At 34.1% G+C, this 17,351-nt stretch carries 13 protein-coding genes and 5 tRNA genes; all 18 read right to left on the bottom strand.

The genetic code is table 11. From position 1 onward, the window contains the following. Window positions 1–17: 17 nt before the first annotated feature. A complete protein-coding gene (ftsA, locus tag MWH25_RS05230; protein WP_248626561.1) occupies window positions 18–1,304 on the bottom strand; it encodes a cell division protein FtsA in 1,287 nt (428 codons plus the stop codon). Between the two features lie 142 nt (window positions 1,305–1,446). Next, a complete protein-coding gene (locus MWH25_RS05225) occupies window positions 1,447–2,151 on the bottom strand; it encodes a cell division protein FtsQ/DivIB (protein ID WP_248626560.1) in 705 nt (234 codons plus the stop codon). Window positions 2,152–2,495: 344 nt separating this feature from the next. Continuing rightward, entirely contained in the window at window positions 2,496–3,770 is a 1,275-nt protein-coding gene (gene murA, locus MWH25_RS05220; RefSeq protein ID WP_248626559.1) for a UDP-N-acetylglucosamine 1-carboxyvinyltransferase, read from the bottom strand. A 16-nt stretch (window positions 3,771–3,786) separates the two neighbouring features. Next, the gene (gene murB, locus MWH25_RS05215; RefSeq protein ID WP_248626558.1) at window positions 3,787–4,692 is read right to left on the bottom strand and encodes a UDP-N-acetylmuramate dehydrogenase; all 906 of its coding nucleotides are present in this window, start codon (window positions 4,690–4,692) and stop codon (window positions 3,787–3,789) included. Window positions 4,693–4,966: 274 nt separating this feature from the next. After that, entirely contained in the window at window positions 4,967–6,073 is a 1,107-nt protein-coding gene (gene murG / locus MWH25_RS05210; RefSeq protein WP_248626557.1) for an undecaprenyldiphospho-muramoylpentapeptide beta-N-acetylglucosaminyltransferase, read from the bottom strand. Between the two features lie 13 nt (window positions 6,074–6,086). After that, window positions 6,087–7,181, bottom strand: coding sequence for a stage V sporulation protein E (gene spoVE / locus MWH25_RS05205; RefSeq protein WP_248626556.1), 1,095 nt, complete (start codon window positions 7,179–7,181; stop codon window positions 6,087–6,089). Between the two features lies 1 nt (window position 7,182). Next, window positions 7,183–8,550 (bottom strand): UDP-N-acetylmuramoyl-L-alanine--D-glutamate ligase, encoded by a 1,368-nt coding sequence (murD, locus tag MWH25_RS05200; protein ID WP_248626555.1) that lies wholly within the window; start codon window positions 8,548–8,550, stop codon window positions 7,183–7,185. A 64-nt stretch (window positions 8,551–8,614) separates the two neighbouring features. Next, window positions 8,615–9,568, bottom strand: a complete 954-nt coding sequence (gene mraY, locus MWH25_RS05195; RefSeq protein WP_248626554.1) for a phospho-N-acetylmuramoyl-pentapeptide-transferase — start codon at window positions 9,566–9,568, stop codon at window positions 8,615–8,617. A 12-nt stretch (window positions 9,569–9,580) separates the two neighbouring features. Continuing rightward, window positions 9,581–10,954 carry a UDP-N-acetylmuramoyl-tripeptide--D-alanyl-D-alanine ligase gene (locus tag MWH25_RS05190; protein WP_248626552.1) on the bottom strand — a complete coding sequence of 458 codons (1,374 nt, stop codon included), beginning with the start codon at window positions 10,952–10,954 and terminating at the stop codon, window positions 9,581–9,583. After that, on the bottom strand, window positions 10,954–12,444 hold the full coding sequence (locus MWH25_RS05185) for a UDP-N-acetylmuramoyl-L-alanyl-D-glutamate--2,6-diaminopimelate ligase (protein ID WP_248626550.1): 1,491 nt from the start codon (window positions 12,442–12,444) through the stop codon (window positions 10,954–10,956). The genes MWH25_RS05190 and MWH25_RS05185 overlap by 1 nt, the downstream gene beginning before the upstream one ends. A gap of 33 nt (window positions 12,445–12,477) precedes the next feature. Beyond that, window positions 12,478–14,556 (bottom strand): stage V sporulation protein D, encoded by a 2,079-nt coding sequence (locus tag MWH25_RS05180; protein ID WP_248626548.1) that lies wholly within the window; start codon window positions 14,554–14,556, stop codon window positions 12,478–12,480. A gap of 32 nt (window positions 14,557–14,588) precedes the next feature. Continuing rightward, entirely contained in the window at window positions 14,589–15,056 is a 468-nt protein-coding gene (locus tag MWH25_RS05175) for an FtsB family cell division protein (RefSeq protein WP_248626546.1), read from the bottom strand. 50 nt (window positions 15,057–15,106) lie between these two features. Next, window positions 15,107–16,042, bottom strand: coding sequence for a 16S rRNA (cytosine(1402)-N(4))-methyltransferase RsmH (gene rsmH / locus MWH25_RS05170; protein WP_248626544.1), 936 nt, complete (start codon window positions 16,040–16,042; stop codon window positions 15,107–15,109). A 594-nt stretch (window positions 16,043–16,636) separates the two neighbouring features. Beyond that, a tRNA-His gene (locus tag MWH25_RS05165) sits at window positions 16,637–16,713 on the bottom strand. A 114-nt stretch (window positions 16,714–16,827) separates the two neighbouring features. After that, a tRNA-Arg gene (locus MWH25_RS05160) sits at window positions 16,828–16,904 on the bottom strand. Window positions 16,905–17,021: 117 nt separating this feature from the next. After that, window positions 17,022–17,098, bottom strand: a tRNA-Ile gene (locus MWH25_RS05155). A 3-nt stretch (window positions 17,099–17,101) separates the two neighbouring features. Then, window positions 17,102–17,178, bottom strand: a tRNA-Gly gene (locus tag MWH25_RS05150). A 6-nt stretch (window positions 17,179–17,184) separates the two neighbouring features. After that, window positions 17,185–17,269 (bottom strand) — tRNA-Leu (locus MWH25_RS05145). Window positions 17,270–17,351 lie beyond the last annotated feature (82 nt).

The raw sequence follows: 17,351 nt of genomic DNA, 5'->3' as shown, positions 1-17,351 counted from the left end.
CCCCCTTTACTCACTGATTAGAAAATTTCTTTAAACCAGCTTTTAACTTTATCAAATAAATCATTTATTATCTCTTCTTCACCCATATCTTCTAGAGAATCTTCACCTAAAACCTCTGCTCCATAATGAACTAATCCAACTCCTGTAGAGAAAATAGCTCCATTATCCTTAGAAAACTCAGAGTAACCTTCACCAATATCATAAATGGAACCATCTATGTAATTTAACAATGTATCAATATTGTCTGGTACTCCTACTCTAACAGGTAAATCCAATTTTTCAGAAGCCAATTGGGGAATCCCATCCAACAAAGAAGCTCCTCCGGTTACAACTACTCCTGCTGGAATCAAATCATCATATCCTGCCTTTCGAATTTCTTGCTTAACCAAGGTGAATATTTCATCAACTCTAGGTTCAATAATATTACATAACATTTGCTGAGAAATACTATGCTTCTTTTTACCACTAGTATCTAAAATATCTATCTTTTGATCCCTTTCAATCAAACTAGCCTTAGCACAACCATGCTGAATCTTAATTCTTTCAGCATTGGACATAGGCGTTCTTAACCCTACAGCTATATCACTTGTAACATGATCTCCACCAACTGGTAGAATAGAAGTATACCAAATACTCCCTTCCTTAAAAATAGCAATATCTGTAGTTCCACCCCCCATATCAACTAAAACTACTCCAAGATCCTGCTCACTTTCCGATAAAACAGCCTTACTTGCAGCTAATGGTTGTAAAACAACCCCCTCAACATTAATTCCTACTCGGTGAACACTTTTAACCAAATTCTGGATAGAAGTTACAGAACCAGTAACAATATGGGTTTCCGCTTCTAACCGTACTCCTGACATACCCAATGGCGATTTAATATCTCTACACCCATCTACAATAAATTCTCTAGGTATAACATGAATAATCTCACGTTCTGGAGGAATAGAAATAATTTTTGTCGCTTCAATCACACGATCAATATCTTTTTTACTTATCTCTTTATCTTCACCAGTTACTGCAACTACTCCATGACTATTAGTTGAAGAAATATGAGAACCAGCAATTCCTACAAATACTGACTCTAACTCTACCCCTGCCATTCTTTCTGCTTTAACAACTGCAGTTTCAATTGAACAAACAGTATCATCTATATCAACTACCATACCTTTTCTCAAACCAGTAGAAGGGCTGGTTCCTACTCCAATTATATCAGTAATCTTATTGCCATTAATTTCTGCAATAATTGTACATACTTTAGTAGTTCCTATATCAATCCCAGCAACTATATCTCTCGGTGCCACTAAATGCCCCCCTTTCTATTCTATATAACATAAACTATTTTATTAGGTCAATTTCTAAATCTCCTTTTTAGTTTTAATTTCAACAAATATACTTGATTCCCTTTTTTTTAGTGCTATATTTTAAAAAAACTATTCTTCTCTGTTATTTTACCTTAACAACCTTATTTTTTTGATATCTTAAATCTATATAATCAACTTCTAAGTTTTTATCTTTTAGATCCTGATAAATTGCTGTAAAAACTTCTGCTTTATATTTTAAATCAAATCCATCTCCTAACCGAACCTCTCCACCATCTCTTAAAAATAGTTTAATTTCATCTTCAGCAGTAATGTTGATTTCAGAAATTTCTTCCAATATTGAATTATTTAAAAGATTTAAATATCGAGTTGTCTTTTCTAACATTTTGTTTAATTTAATCTTCTCATTCTCAATTAAGATATCACTTCCTGTAATTAAAGGTAATCGCCAATCTGATAATCTATAACTATCATCTAAAATCCAACCTTCACTATCTATAATTAAATAAGAATTTTCATTACCTACTATCCCAATTGCTCGTCGCTCATTAATTTCAATAATTACTTCTCGAGGAAAACTACGAGTAACAACAGCTCCTTGTATTTGGGACAATTGAATTAATTTATCAGCTATTTGTTTTGATTCAAGACTAAAAATATTAATATCTCCTTCTAAGTTAGAATAGTCAATTATCTCTTTATCTGTCAATAGATCATTTCCGTTTACTTCTATGTTTTCAATTTTAAAGATTTCTGAATTCATAATTCCAATTATCGCAAATATAACTAGCAAACAAAGAGTAATTATATATACATAATGTTTGTCCATAGTATCACCTCATTTAAAGCCCAAAAATACGGGCTAGCCACCATTAATCAAATAACTAGCCCATGATAAGTTACCTAGTAAAAAGATAAAACATAAATCTTCAAAACCACTTCAAAGAATTATAGTTTCTCGAACAAAAAACTTCCTTCAGTCAGTCCAAATATAAGTTCAAGAAAATATAAGATATTCACTCTAAGTCCATAAAATCCTTTTTCAAATCTAATTCTAATAATTATTAAAACTAGTATCTTCTTAATATATCTAGAAATAATTAAATCAACGACTCATTAAATTACTTTTCTTTACAGTTATGAGATCTCCTGCAAAATTATTGAAATTTATATCTAATCTGCATCTGTAATAGATAAATCAGTCTTCCTTATTATATCCGCACCTAACTTGGTCAACTTATCCTCTAAATATTCATACCCTCGATCAATATGATAGATATTATCCACAACTGTTTCTCCCTCAGCACCCAAACCTGCTAAAACTAAAGCAGCTCCAGCTCGTAAATCAGTCGCTCTAACAATAGTTCCATATAATTTATCTACACCATTTACAATAGCAGTATTCCCTTCAATTCTAATTTTTGCTCCCATTCTTCGTAGTTCATCAGCATGACTCAATCTATTTTCAAAAATATTTTCAGTAATAATACTTGTATCCTCTGCTAAAGATAAAAAACTCATTAATTGAGCCTGCATATCGGTAGGAAGTCCTGGATAAGGTAATGTTTTAATATTTATCCCTTGCCAAGTTTCTTTGCCAATCACTTCAATCTGATTATGATCAACTTTCATTTCTATTCCCGCTTCAGTAAGTTTAGCTGCTACAGCTTCTATATGCTCAGGAATAATATCCTTAATAAGAACATTTCCCTTAGTTATAGCAGCAGCTACCAAAAAAGTTCCTGCTTCGATTCGATCAGGAATTACTTGATAATCAACTGCATTCAATTCTTCAACTCCTTTAACTTTAATTACATTAGTTCCAGCTCCTCTAACTTTAGCTCCTAATCGATTTAAGTAATTTTGCAAATCGATTATTTCAGGCTCTTTAGCAGCATTATAAATTAAAGTTTCTCCTTTAGCTTTAGTAGCAGCCATCATAATATTTTCCGTAGCACCAACACTAGGAAAATCAAGATGAATCTCAGCTCCTACTAATTTATCGACGCTCCCTTCTAATGCACCATGTCTTTGTTTAAATTCAACTCCTAAAGCTTTTAGCCCTTTCAAATGCAAGTCAATCGGTCGCGAACCAATACTACACCCTCCTGGTTGTGAAATCTTAACCTTTCCAAACCGTGCAATTAAAGGGCCCATCAAAAATACTGTCGCTCGCATCTTCCGCATTAAGCTTTCAGGAATTTCACAACAATCCAATGCTGAGGTATCAACCATTATCTGATCAGAGTCTCCTTGGACTCTTGCCCCTAAATTATTTAAGACTTCTTTCATTACTTTTACATCATGTAACTGAGGTACATTATTAATTACAGATTGCCCACTACCTAACACAGTTGCTGCTAAGATAGGTAGAACTGCATTTTTAGCACCACTAATCGTTACTTCTCCTTCCAAGGGACAACCACCATTAATTACAAATTGATCCATCAGCCTCACCTCCAATCTAATCTAAATAAACAATCTCAGTCTCTAACTTAACCCCACAGCGATCATCAACCAATCGTTTCACCTTACAAATTAAATCCAATACATCTTGAGCAGAAGCTGTACCTAAATTAACTATGAAATTAGCATGCTTAGTCGATACTTGAGCATCTCCTACCCTTAAGCCCTTTCCACCGGCCTGATCAATTAACCTACCTGCCGAATCACCAGGTGGATTTTTGAAAACAGAACCGGCATTAGGCATAGCTAATGGTTGCGTCTGTTTACGTTTCAAGAGCAATTCTTGTATCTTATTATGTACGCTTTCCTTATCAGCAGACCTCAGTTCCAACTCAACCTCTAAGACAATCTCTTCTTTTTCCTGTAAGCTACTCTGCCGATAACTAAAATCCAATTCATTTCGCTGATACTGCTTTAATTTTCCTGTAGGTGATATAACCTTAACTTGAGTAATTAAATCTCCTATCGAACCTAAATTCCCTGCCCCTGCATTCATAATCACAGCTCCACCAACACTAGCAGGTAATCCCGCAGCAAACTCTAACCCACTTAGTCCTCTCTCGGCTGCTTTCTTAGCAATTACAGGTAATTTGGTTCCAGCACCTGCTCGGATCTTATTACCTTCAAATTTGATCCAATTAAATAAATCAGTCATTTTAATTACAACCTTGGACAACCCTTGATCACTGATCAATAAATTAGTTCCATTACCTAAAATTTGATAAGGAATAGTATAACGAGATAAATAACTGATCAAGCTCTGTAGATCATCTGTATCTTTAGGAATTACTAATACTTCTGCTGGTCCACCAATCTTAAAAGAGGTATACTTCTTTAATGGTTCAGAAAACAAGACCTCTCCTTTAACTAAATCTTGGATTTCTTGCTTGATTTGCTGCTTCATATTACCACCCCAACTTCTATAACTCAACTTAAAATAATTCTCCTACTCTACACTCATTATAATATGTAATAAAAAAATAATCCGTTCATCAATAACTTGTCCATATTATTAACATAACACAACAACTTAAGTTTAAGTCCAAGTCTAAGTTTAAGTAAGAACTAAAAACCTTATGTTTTTAACGATTGACTTAGCCTTACCTTCGGGTTTATAAAAAACCCTTCGTAATAAAAACCATTTCCTCAACCTTAAACTTAAGCTATTTTCGCTAGTTTTAAGAAATTAAATCCTGAATTAAAGCAACTAAATTATCAGCAGCATTAGGCTGACCTAACTCTTTGCTTGCTCGAGCCATCTCATTTAACTTTTGCTCATCAAAGATCAACTCATTTACAACTTTAGCCAATCTCTCCCCAGCCAATTCTCGATCTAAAATGACCTTAGCAGCATTCATCCGTTCTAAAGAACGAGCATTATGTTCTTGATGATTTTCAGCAGCATAAGGATAAGGAATTAAAATAGCTGGGATACCACAAGCTGTAATTTCGGCTAACCCCGTAGCCCCAGCTCTTGAAATAACCAAATCAGCAACATTTAAAGCTGCTTCCATATTATATAAATAAGGCTTGATTATAATTTGCCCACCTTTTAAACTATTTATTCCCAGTTCTTGAGCTTCTTTTTTAACTTCTTTAAAACCATCTTTCCCTGTAATATGTAATAATTGCAAATCAGAACCTTTAATCTGACGATATAATTTAACTACTGCCTGATTAATACTTTTAGCACCCCGACTACCCCCAAAGACTAAAATAACCTTCTTTTTTGGATTCAATCCTAATTCTTTAAAAGCCTTAACCCGATTCTGTTCTAAAATTTCAGGTCTGATTGGATTACCAGTTAAAACTACCTTGTCTGAATCCCCTAAATACCCTTTAGCATCAAGGTTACTCAAAGCTATTTTATCTACAATTTTAGCCAATAAGCGATTAGTTAAACCAGGATAAGCATTTTGCTCATGAATCACAGTAGGAATATTACTCAAAGCTGCTGCTAACACGATTGGTCCACAAACATAACCACCTGTTCCTACTACAATATCTGGCTTAAAATCATTCAAAATTAACTTTGCTTCAAAGAGTCCTATTACACTTTTAAAAATTGCTCTCACTAATTCCACAGAAATTTTACGGGGTAACCCCTGTACTTGAATTGTCTTTAATTGATAGCCTTCCTTAGGTATAATATCTGCTTCTAACCCTTGCTCTGTTCCTACAAAAGCTATTTTAGCATTATTATTTTTTTGTTCTACAGTTTTGGCTATAGCTAAACCAGGATATATATGCCCTCCTGTGCCACCACCTGAAATTAATATTCTCATATTTTAGCAACCCCTAATTAATAGTAAATCTTGAAATATTTAATAAAATACCTACTCCTGACAACATAATTACTAATGAAGAACCCCCATAACTAATGAAAGGCAAGGTTATTCCTGTTACAGGCATTGAACCCGTAACTACTCCTATATTAATTACTGCTTGTAAAGTAATCATTGTTGTAATACCTACTGCTAAAATACTGCCAAATAAATCTTGAGCATATAATGCAATCTGTAATCCACGCCACGCAAACAAAAAGAATAAAGCTACAATAATAAAAGTTCCAATAAACCCTAACTCTTCTCCTAAAACTGCAAAAATAAAATCAGTTCCAGGTTCAGGTAAATAAAAGAATTTCTGCCTACTTCTACCTAGTCCCATTCCAAATAACCCTCCAGAACCTAGAGCATACAGAGATTGAATAATATGAAAACCAGTATCCAAAGGGTCTTGCCATGGATCTAGAAAAGCCAATAATCTATCTCTACGATAAGGCTCACTAATAATCATATATAATAATCCAGGAATCCCCATCGCAACCAGACTTCCTAAATGTAAATAACTGGCCCCTGCTGCAATTAACATTACAACTGCTGTTCCTGCTATTGTAGCAGCAGTTCCTAAGTCCGGTTCTAATAAGATCAATAAAAATACTACTCCTAAAATCATAAGAGGAGGTAGTAAGCCTTTAAAAAAGTTTTTTATCCGATTATTCTTTAAAGATAAGTAACGAGCTAAATAAATTACTAGCGCCACTTTTGCTATTTCTGATGGTTGAAGCCGTAAACCTAAAATTATAAACCATCGTCTCGAACCACCGATCACATGACCAACACCTGGAATCAGAACCAAAATTAATGAGATGACACTGATCAATAAAATCTTAGGTGCCCACTTAAGATATCTATGATAATCAATATTCATAAAGGTGGCCATTGCTGTTATTCCCAAAACTGACCACCCTAATTGCCTCTTAAAATAATGAAAGCTATCTCCAAACCTTTGGTAAGCCAAAATTGAAGTAGCACTAAATACCATTGCTACCCCTATTCCTAATAAAACTATTATTACAAAAAAAATTACGAAATCAGGAGTCTTCTGTTGCAAATTACTCCCTCCTTAATTTTTTTACAGTTCCTTTAAATTCCTCGCCTCTTTCTTTATAACTATTGAACATATCCCAACTTGCACACGCAGGAGATAATAAAACAATATCACCTTTAACAGCTAATTTATTAGCCACATTAACTGCTTCTTCAATACTATCCACATAGTGAGTAGCCTGATAATCTAAGCGCTTAACAGCCTGCTCTATCTTAGATGCAGTCTCTCCTAATAAGATCAATTCCTTGACCTGAGCTGCTACAACTTCTGCAAACTTTGAAAAATCAGAGCCCTTATCCTTCCCACCTGCTATTAAGATTAAAGGCTGTGTAAAAGTTTCTACTGCTTTAGTAGCTGCTACAGGATTGGTTCCTTTTGAATCATTAATATACTCAACTCCATCAACTATTCCTACACTTTCAATTCTATGATCTACACCACCGAACTGGCGTAAAGTTTCAACTATAATTTTTTTCTTTATTCCTAATAATAAAGAAATAGCAACTGCTCCTAAAGTATTCTCTAGATTATGTGGCCCTTTAATCCTAATCTCATCAGTAGCAATAATCTCTTCTGGTTGTTGGCCCGTCAGATTAGCGATAACCTCTCCATTCTTGATATATACTCCACGATCCAATTCAACCTTTTGGCTGAAAAAAATAGTCTTTCCTGCAGTATAATCAGCAAATTCTCTAACTAACTGATCATCATAATTCAAGACCGCATAATCTTTTTCAGTTTGATTGATCAATAACCTTCTTTTAGCCTTAGCATACTCTTCAAAACTACCATGGCGATCTAAATGATCAGGTGTTATATTTAAAATCAACCCAATATCAGGTTTGAAATCTTTGATCTCTTCTAATTGAAAAGAACTTATCTCTGCTATTGCTAAATCATCCTTTTTTAAATCAGGTAGATCTTTAATCAAAGGACGACCTATATTACCTCCTATAGCTACTCTTTGCTCTAACTTAGCACATATTTCTCCTAACAGAGTTGTAGTTGTCGTCTTTCCATTAGTTCCAGTAATTGCTACAAGTGAAGCAACACAAAAATGATAAGCCAACTCAATCTCACTCATTATTTCAATTTCTTTATCTCTTGCTCGTTCTAAAATCGGAATATCATGCGGCACACCAGGACTAATAACAATTAAATCAGACTTTAAAATTAACTCTTCAGTATGTCCTCCCAAATCTAACTTAAATTCATAACCTTCTAATCTAGACAATTCTACCATTAATTCTGATTTAGTTTTGGTATCAGTAACTATTATTTCAGCTCCTTTTCGATCTAAAAATTTAACTAATTCGACTCCAGTTCTTTTACCTAAACCTACAACAGTCACTAGTTTATCTCTTAACCTCATAATACCTTCCTTTCTTAATACCAGTTCACCATAAGAAGTTATAATTAAAATTTAGTATAATTAATTAAGCTAATCCCAATAATCCAATCAATGATAATAAAGTAGCTAAAATCCAAAATCTAACGACTATCTTAGATTCCTTCCAACCTTTTAATTCAAAATGATGATGAATCGGACTCATTTTGAAAACTCGCTTCCCAGTTAACTTATAAGAACTAACTTGGATCATAACTGACAACGCTTCTACCACATAAACTCCACCGATAATTAACAAGAAAAACTGTGTTCGAGTTAACACTGCTATCGAAGCAAGAGCCCCACCAAGCGCCAAAGAACCTGTGTCACCCATAAATACCTGAGCAGGATGCGTATTAAACCAGGAAAACCCTAAGCATGCACCTGCAATAGCAGTAGTAAAAATAGCTAAATCATACTCTCCAAATTGAAGGATCATATAAGTATAAGTAATTGTAACAATAATTGTAACTCCTGCTGCTAATCCATCCAAACCATCAGTCAAATTAACAGCATTTGAAGTACCGATTACAACTAAAATTATAAAAGGAATATATAATATTCCTAAATCTATAGTTGCATCTAAAAAAGGGATTAAAACTTCTGTTCCTAAATTTAACTTACCTAAAACTACTACAGCTAATAATAAAGCAACTAAAATTTGTCCTGTTATTTTTTGCCAAGCTCTTAACCCTAATGATCTATTAGCAATTATTTTAATCGAATCATCCAATAGCCCTAAAAAACCATAAGCTACAGTTACAAATAAGGCTAACATTACTTTCATATTTATTTCTGCAAAAACTAAGCTAGAAATAATCACAGACAATATAATTATAACTCCACCCATTGTAGGAATTCCTGCTTTTTCTAAATGCCTTTGTGGTCCTAAAGTCCTTATCTGTTGACCAAATTCTAACTTTCTAAACCAATTGATCATAATTGGCCCTGTTATTAAACAGATAACAAAGGCTAAGGTAGCTGCATATATTAAATTGACCACTATTATCACTCCCTACTCATCTTCTAAAGCATAACAAATCTCTTCTAACTCCATTCCTCGTGAACCTTTAACTAAAATTGTATCATTTGCTTTAATAATCTTCAATATTTTTTTTAATGCTACATCTTTATTTGAATAACTGAAAATATTCTCTTGCTTCATTCCATTTTCTTCAGCTCCATTAGCAATTTCTGAAGCTAATTTTCCAACTGTAACTAAATAATTAACCTTCTTATTAGCAACTAACCATCCCAATTTATTATGCTCTTTTTCTGCAATTTCACCCAATTCTAGCATATCACCTAATACAACTATCTTCCTTTTATTAGCTATTTCATCTAAAGTATTTAATGCTGCCTTCATTGAAGTTGGATTAGCATTATAAGTGTCATTGATAATTTTAAATCCTGATTCAGACTCTAAAATTTCATTTCTCATCTCCGTTAATTTTAATTCTTTCAATCCTATCTTTATATCCTTAAGCTCAAACTCCAAAGCTATCCCTACACTAATAGCAGCTAAAGCATTATATACATTATACTTCCCAGGAGTTGGAATAAATATCTTTTCAGAATAAGATTCTCTATCTATAATTAAATCAAATTCAATTCCATCTTCTTCTAAACTTTTTATATTAGTTGCTCTTACTTTATTATACTTATTCAGACCATAAGTAATAACCTCTCCTTGAGTTAAAGAATCCATATTCCTAACACGATCATCATCGCCATTTAAAATAGCTATTCCATTATCATTCAAATTAGAAATAAGTTCAGATTTTGCTTGAGCTATCCGCTCTATACTCTTCAATAATTCAATATGAGTTACTCCTATATTAGTAACGATACCTACATTAGGCTCTGCAATCTGTGTTAACTGTTCTATCTGTCCTAATCCTCTCATTCCCATTTCTACAACTACTGCATCAAAGGTACTATCTAATCGAAACAAAGTCAATGGCAGACCTATTTCATTATTAAAGTTCCCTGCTGTTTTTAAAACTTTATATCTCTTAGTTAAAGCTGCTGCCACCATATCTTTGGTTGTAGTCTTACCTGTACTTCCAGTCACAGCAACAACAGGTATTGCAAACTTTTTACGATAATACCGGGCCAACTCTTGTAAAGCAACAGTTGTATCTTCAACCTTAATTAGTGGCTGCTTTGAGTCAATCTCTCGGGAAACTATTGCTGCCTTGGCCCCTTTTTGAAAAGCATCAGCTACAAACTGATGTCCATCAAAATTCTCTCCGATCAATGCTATAAAGAGATCACCAGGTTGTAACGTCCTTGTATCGGTTGAGATATTTGTAATATTCAATTCTTCTTCATTTTCGACCTGACCATCAACTGCCTCTACTATCTCTGACAAGCTAATTTCTTCCATTAATTCTCTCCCCTACTCTGTAAAATCTCTCGGGCAACCTCACGATCATCAAACTCCAAAATCTCACCTTTAATCTCTTGGTATGTTTCATGCCCTTTACCTACTATAATTACTAAATCATTCTCTTGGGCCAACTCAATCCCTCTTTGAATTGCTGCTGCCCGATCTTCAATAATAATATAATCTTCTCCCTCAACATTTCCATCTTCTTTAATTCCTACTTCAATCTCTTCAATTATCTTTAACGGATCTTCACTGCGGGGATTGTCAGAAGTAACTATTGCAAAATCAGCTAACTCAACACCTATTTTTCCCATGATCGGTCTTTTCTTACGATCGCGATCTCCACCACAACCAAAGACAATAATTTTACGACCTTCAGTAATTTCATCAGCTGTCTTTAAAACATTCTCCATTCCAGCTGGGGCATGAGCATAATCAACAATCACCCCAAAAGATTGGCCCTCATCTATAAGCTGAAACCGCCCTGGTACGCCTTCAATTTCTTCTATCCCCTGCTTAACCTCTTGTAATTCAACGCCTAAACTATGTACAGTTCCAATCGCAGCTAACGAATTATAAACATTAAATCGACCTGTCAAATTTAGATTAATCAGTAATTCTTTCTCATCCACCTGCAATAAATAAGAAACACCCTTTTGATCAATTCGAATCTTTTCTGCTTTAATTTCAGCCTCTTGAGCATCAATTCCATAGCCGATTACCTCTCCTTTTGCTACCTTAACAACTTGCTCACCTCTTTGATCATCAAAATTAATGATGGCAGGGTGATCACTAAACTTAAATAATTTAAGTTTAGCTGCTAAATATTGCTCAAAATTTTGATGGAAATCTAAATGATCTTGACTTAAATTAGTAAATATCTGACGATCAAAATCAATTTCTAACACTCGATCTAATTCTAAAGCATGAGAAGAAACTTCCATCACAACATGAGTAACATCTTCTTTAACCATCTCAGCCAACATTCTCTGTAAATCTAATGCTTCCGGAGTCGTTCTCTTAGATTTTTTTTCTTGAGAACTTATCTTGTTTTTTATAGTACCGATCAAACCAGTATCAAATCCAAGATTTCTTAAAATCTCCTCAATTAAATAAGTAGTAGTAGTTTTCCCATTGGTTCCCGTTACCCCTATCACAGTCATCTTCTTAGAAGGATAATCATAAAATTTAGCACTTAAATAAGCTAAAGCTTTTCGACTATCATCAACATTTATTACAGCAACATCCTGTTGAGATAAATCTAAATCCAGATCAATTTCCTTTTCGACTACTACTGCCTTAGCACCATTAGTAATAGCTTCTTTAATAAAATTATGTCCATCTTGCTTAAAACCAGAAATCGCTACAAATAAATAACCAGCCTTAACCCTTCTTGAATCATAAGAAATACCTAAAACATCAAATTTCAAATTTCCTTTAATACCTTCAATTTTTAATCCTTCAACTAATTCTTGTAATTTAATCATCATCAACCCCCTAATCCAGACAATTTATTTATTTTATTCTTCAGATAGCCGAACTTCAATATATTCTCCAGAATTAACCGTAACTCCTGGAACAGGATTTTGCTTCTCAATAATTCCAGAACCATTCCACCTTAATCTTAAATTTAATTCCCCTAATAATTCAGCTGCTTCTCTTATTCTCATCCCTCTTAGATCAGGCACATTCACTCGATATCCACTTTCCTGACTAACACCATCCTCAAAAAATAACACTACTGTACTCCCTTCATTGACCACTGCTTGTGAATGTGGAATTTGATCAACAATTACTTCCCCTTCTCCTTCTAGTTTAACATTTAAACCTCTAGCTGCCAACTTTTCTTGAGCCTGTGACAAATATAGATTTTCTACATTAGGTACTTCTATCCTTTTGATTTCATCGTCATCATCTTTCTTACTAACTTGCGGTGGAACCTCTAAATAACGTAATCCATCTTTAACAACATTATGAAAGATAGGAGCTGCCACCTGAGAACCATAATAAGGATAACTACTGACTCCAGATAAAACTACCAAAACAACCATTTGAGGCTCTTCTGCTGGCACCATCCCAATAAAAGATGAATCATATAATTGAACTCCATAATGCTTAGCAGTTCCTGTTTTACCAGCAATTTTATAACCATCTACTGCAGCTTTAGTTCCAGAACCCTCTTCTACAACACCCGCCAGTAATTCTCTTGTTTTTTGAGCAGTTTCAGCAGAAACTACCCTCTTATTTTTCTCAGGATTTATCTCCTTAATCAACTCTCCCCTTGAGTCTCTAATTTCACTAACTAAATGTGGTCTTAATAATACACCATCATTAGCTATAGCAGAAACCGCAGTAGTTAACTGAATTGGAGTAACCGTAATCCCATGACCAAAAGACATCGTAGCTAACTCTACAGGGCCAATCTGATCCAGAGCATATTTTATTCCTTGGGCCTCACCTACTAAATCAATATCAGTCTTTCGACCAAAATCAAATGCTTCAATATAATCATAAAACACATCAGCACCAATTCGTTGACCGACCTGTACAAAACCTGGGTTACATGAATTCTGAACAACCTCAGAAAAAGTTTGAGAACCATGTCCGCCCGCTTTCCAACAACTAATATTCTGTCCTGAAACTTCAATATACCCAGGATCAAAGAACTTATCATTAGGATTAACTACACCTTCTTCCAACCCTGCTGCCGTTGTTATAATTTTAAAAGTTGAACCAGGTTCATATGTATCTGAAACAGCCCTATTTCTCCAAAATTCTGGAGAAAAACTTGTGAAATCATTCGGATCGAAAGTAGGTCGGTTTGCTAAAGCCAAAACCCCTCCACTTTGAGGATCCATCATAACAATTGTACCACTCTTAGCCTCATGCTCAAGCATGGCTTTCTCCAGCTCTCTTTCAGCAATATGCTGCAAAACATTATCGGTGGTTAAATAAATATCATGTCCATCATCAGGATCAATATAATCCTTTATCCCTTCTGGAATCTCCCGACCTGCGGCATCCCTTTCAACTAATATCCTACCTGGATTCCCACGTAATATATCATCATATGATAACTCTATCCCTTGTAACCCTTGACTATCAATCCCCACAAAACCTAAGGTATGAGCTGCTAAATCACCTTTAGGATAAAACCTTCTGCTTTCTTCTGTAAACCTAATCCCTGCTAAATCTAACTCTCTAATTTCTTTAGCCTTCTCCTCATCAGTCTTTCTTGCTACATAAACAGCTGCTGCCCTTCGTGTCAATCTTGAATAAATTTCATCCTCTGGCATATCTAAAATATCAGCCAACTGCTGAGCTGTCTGACGAGGGTTATTTATTTCACTTGGTATTGCTACAACTGTATCAGCACTCGCACTAATAGCTAATTCAACCCCATTTTTATCATAAATAATTCCCCTTTTAGGTTCCACTTGTAATTGCCTTAATCGCTGTTCTAAAGCTTTATTTTGATATTTTGTATTTTGAAATATTTGAATCCAAGCTAATCTGGCAACTAAAGAAACCATCACTAAAAGCACCATAAAAAAAAGAAAGGTTATCCTCTTTCTAATTTCTAACTTTAAATTATTCACCTAGCCAATCCACCTCACTCTACTAAAAAATATTAATCTAGCGAACCAGCTTCAACCTGAGTTAATCCTTTAAGCCAAATAACTAACCTTTCTCCAAAATTAAATTTTGAATCCTCCGTTTCAGATTGAAACTCATCTTGATCATAATCTTCTTTCAGGGTATCTTCTTCTAACACAAGATAATGAATTTCATTCGGTTCTACCATATTAAACTCATCTTTAGCTACTTCCTCAATTCTAGCTAAAGATTGCAATCTAGAGATCTGCAATTGTAAATATAATTTATCTCTTTTTACTTGTTGCCTCTCTTCTTCTAAAGTTTCAACTCTTAAATTTTTTCTAGAAATTTGAACATACTGATTAATATATAAAACAAGAAATAAAACTATTAAAGAGATAATTATCCCACCTACAACCATATATTTAAATGTATACTTTTTTTGCTTATTATTTTTAGAGCTTCGTTGAACTCTTTTTTGTTGATAACCTTTATTCTTCATCTGTAACCCCATTATCAACTTATTCACCTACCCTTTGATTTAGAACTAGTCTACTTCCTCTCAGCCACTCTCAGCTTAGCACTTCTAGCCCTAAAATTATCTTTAACTTCTTTTTCACTAGGAGTTATTGGATTTTTAGTTATAACCTTTACTTTCTGTTCTGTATCACAAGCACAGACAGGAAAGTTAGGAGGACAAGTACATTTAGTACTTAAATCTTTAAAAGTATGCTTTACAATTCTATCTTCCAGAGAATGAAAAGTTATTACACAAATTCTTCCTTTAGGTTTTAATCTTGAAACAGCATCATTAAGAGCAGTTTCAATAATATCCAATTCATTATTAACTGCTATCCTTAATGCTTGAAAGGTTCTCCGAGCTGGATGAGGTCCCGTTCTTCTAGCTCCAGCCGGAATAGCAGCTTTAATTACTTCCACTAATTGATCAGTCCTAGTAATTAATTGACTTTCTCGAAAATCAACAATAAATTCTGCAATTCTACTGGCCCATTTCTCTTCTCCATACTTCCTTATTATCTCAGTTAACCTATCAGCTGAAAGATTATTCACTAAATCAGCAGCTGTAGTATTTTGTCTTTGATCCATCCTCATATCTAAAGGAGCATCATACTTATAACTAAAACCCCGTTCTGGTGTATCCAGTTGATAAGAAGAAATCCCTAAATCAAATAAAAAACCATCAACCTTTTCTATATTTAACTTATCTAAAACAGAATTTAAATTTTGATAATTATCCCTAACTAATTCAAATTCAATATCATATTTAGCTAATTTCTCTTCAGCAGCTTCAATCGCTGCTTGATCTTGATCAATGCCTATTAATCTTCCAGTCGGCTTTATATTCTTTATTATTTCCTCAAAATGTCCAGCTCCTCCTAAAGTACAATCAACATAAATACCATCGCTTTTACAATTTAAATAGTTAATACTCTCATCTAACAAAACTGAAACATGATTAAAATCCATAATAAAAACCCCTTAATTTATCTTTATTTATTTAATAATTTGTTACTTTAAATAATTATTATACTTCCTTAATCAATCTCAACTGTTCAATGATTAATTATTCTATATCTATTTTCTTTTCCCTTTAAATCTAATTAAATAACATCTTAAATTTTATATCATCATCTGTAAATAATTGTATCATAATTATAAGTTAATTGTTAGTCTTAATTTAAACAATGCTTAATCTTAAAATCAAACTATAAAATGTAACAATCTTATTTTTAATACATAAAATAAATAATAAGTAACCACTACATAAAGGAGGGACACTAACATGAAGATCGATTTTCTATTTGCCTGGTCTAAAAATGAACATGATAATGTAAAATCAGTTAGTGGCGGCTTTAAATTACCCACTCCATTTAAATTAATAAAATCAGTATTCAAGCGGAAATGAATCATCAAGTTCAAGTCTAATTATAAAGAAGAAAGCCTTTCTATTTAAATAGAAAGGCTTTCTTCTTTATTTAAATTTAATATGCCTTTTCAATAAAAAATTATAATAAAATAAAAAAATCCCCTATATAAGGGAAGATATCATTTAATAATAATTGGGGTGGATGACGGGATTCGAACCCACGGCCTCAGGAGCCACAATCCTGCGCTCTAACCAACTGAGCTACACCCACCACATATAAAGAGCACTTAACATTTAATAATTAATATTTAACAATTAATTAGAAGCATAAACACAATTGATTTTCACTATTAAATATTCAATATTAATTATTCAGTGATTTTAATGGCGTGCCTGGGAGGATTCGAACCCCCGACCCACGGCTTAGAAGGCCGTTGCTCTGTCCAGCTGAGCTACAGGCACACAATAATTCAGTTAATAGATAACAATTAATAATGAATAGTTAAAACCTTGAATTTAAATCCTTTTATGGTCTTTAACTGTTCTCTATTATCTATTCACTATTATCTGGTTTTAAATTGGTGGGTCTAGGTGGACTTGAACCACCGACCTCACGCTTATCAGGCGTGCGCTCTGACCAACTGAGCTATAGACCCATATGGAGCGGGAAACCGGACTCGAACCGGCGACACCCAGCTTGGAAGGCTGGTGCTCTAGCCAACTGAGCTACTCCCGCTCATTTTGGTGCGAAGGGTGGGAGTCGAACCCACACGCCGTGAGGCACTAGATCCTAAGTCTAGCGTGTCTGCCAGTTCCACCACCTTCGCAGATTAAATGGTGGCAAGACCCGGATTCGAACCGGGGACACGAGGATTTTCAATCCTCTGCTCTACCACCTGAGCTATCTCG

This window comes from Natroniella acetigena (genome assembly GCF_023227745.1).
Lineage (GTDB): Bacteria > Bacillota > Halanaerobiia > Halobacteroidales > Halobacteroidaceae > Natroniella > Natroniella acetigena.
This window is presented reverse-complemented; position numbering and strand designations above follow the sequence as displayed.

Bases quoted from the DNA above. Each gene is read 5' to 3' on its own strand.
- MWH25_RS05225 (WP_248626560.1), bottom strand. From the start codon at position 2,151: ATGGACAAACATTATGTATATATAATTACTCTTTGTTTGCTAGTTATA.
- murA (WP_248626559.1), bottom strand. From the start codon at position 3,770: ATGGATCAATTTGTAATTAATGGTGGTTGTCCCTTGGAAGGAGAAGTA.
- murB (WP_248626558.1), bottom strand. From the start codon at position 4,692: ATGAAGCAGCAAATCAAGCAAGAAATCCAAGATTTAGTTAAAGGAGAG.
- murG (WP_248626557.1), bottom strand. From the start codon at position 6,073: ATGAGAATATTAATTTCAGGTGGTGGCACAGGAGGGCATATATATCCT.
- murD (WP_248626555.1), bottom strand. From the start codon at position 8,550: ATGAGGTTAAGAGATAAACTAGTGACTGTTGTAGGTTTAGGTAAAAGA.
- MWH25_RS05190 (WP_248626552.1), bottom strand. From the start codon at position 10,954: ATGGAAGAAATTAGCTTGTCAGAGATAGTAGAGGCAGTTGATGGTCAG.
- MWH25_RS05185 (WP_248626550.1), bottom strand. From the start codon at position 12,444: ATGATTAAATTACAAGAATTAGTTGAAGGATTAAAAATTGAAGGTATT.
- MWH25_RS05175 (WP_248626546.1), bottom strand. From the start codon at position 15,056: ATGAAGAATAAAGGTTATCAACAAAAAAGAGTTCAACGAAGCTCTAAA.
- rsmH (WP_248626544.1), bottom strand. From the start codon at position 16,042: ATGGATTTTAATCATGTTTCAGTTTTGTTAGATGAGAGTATTAACTAT.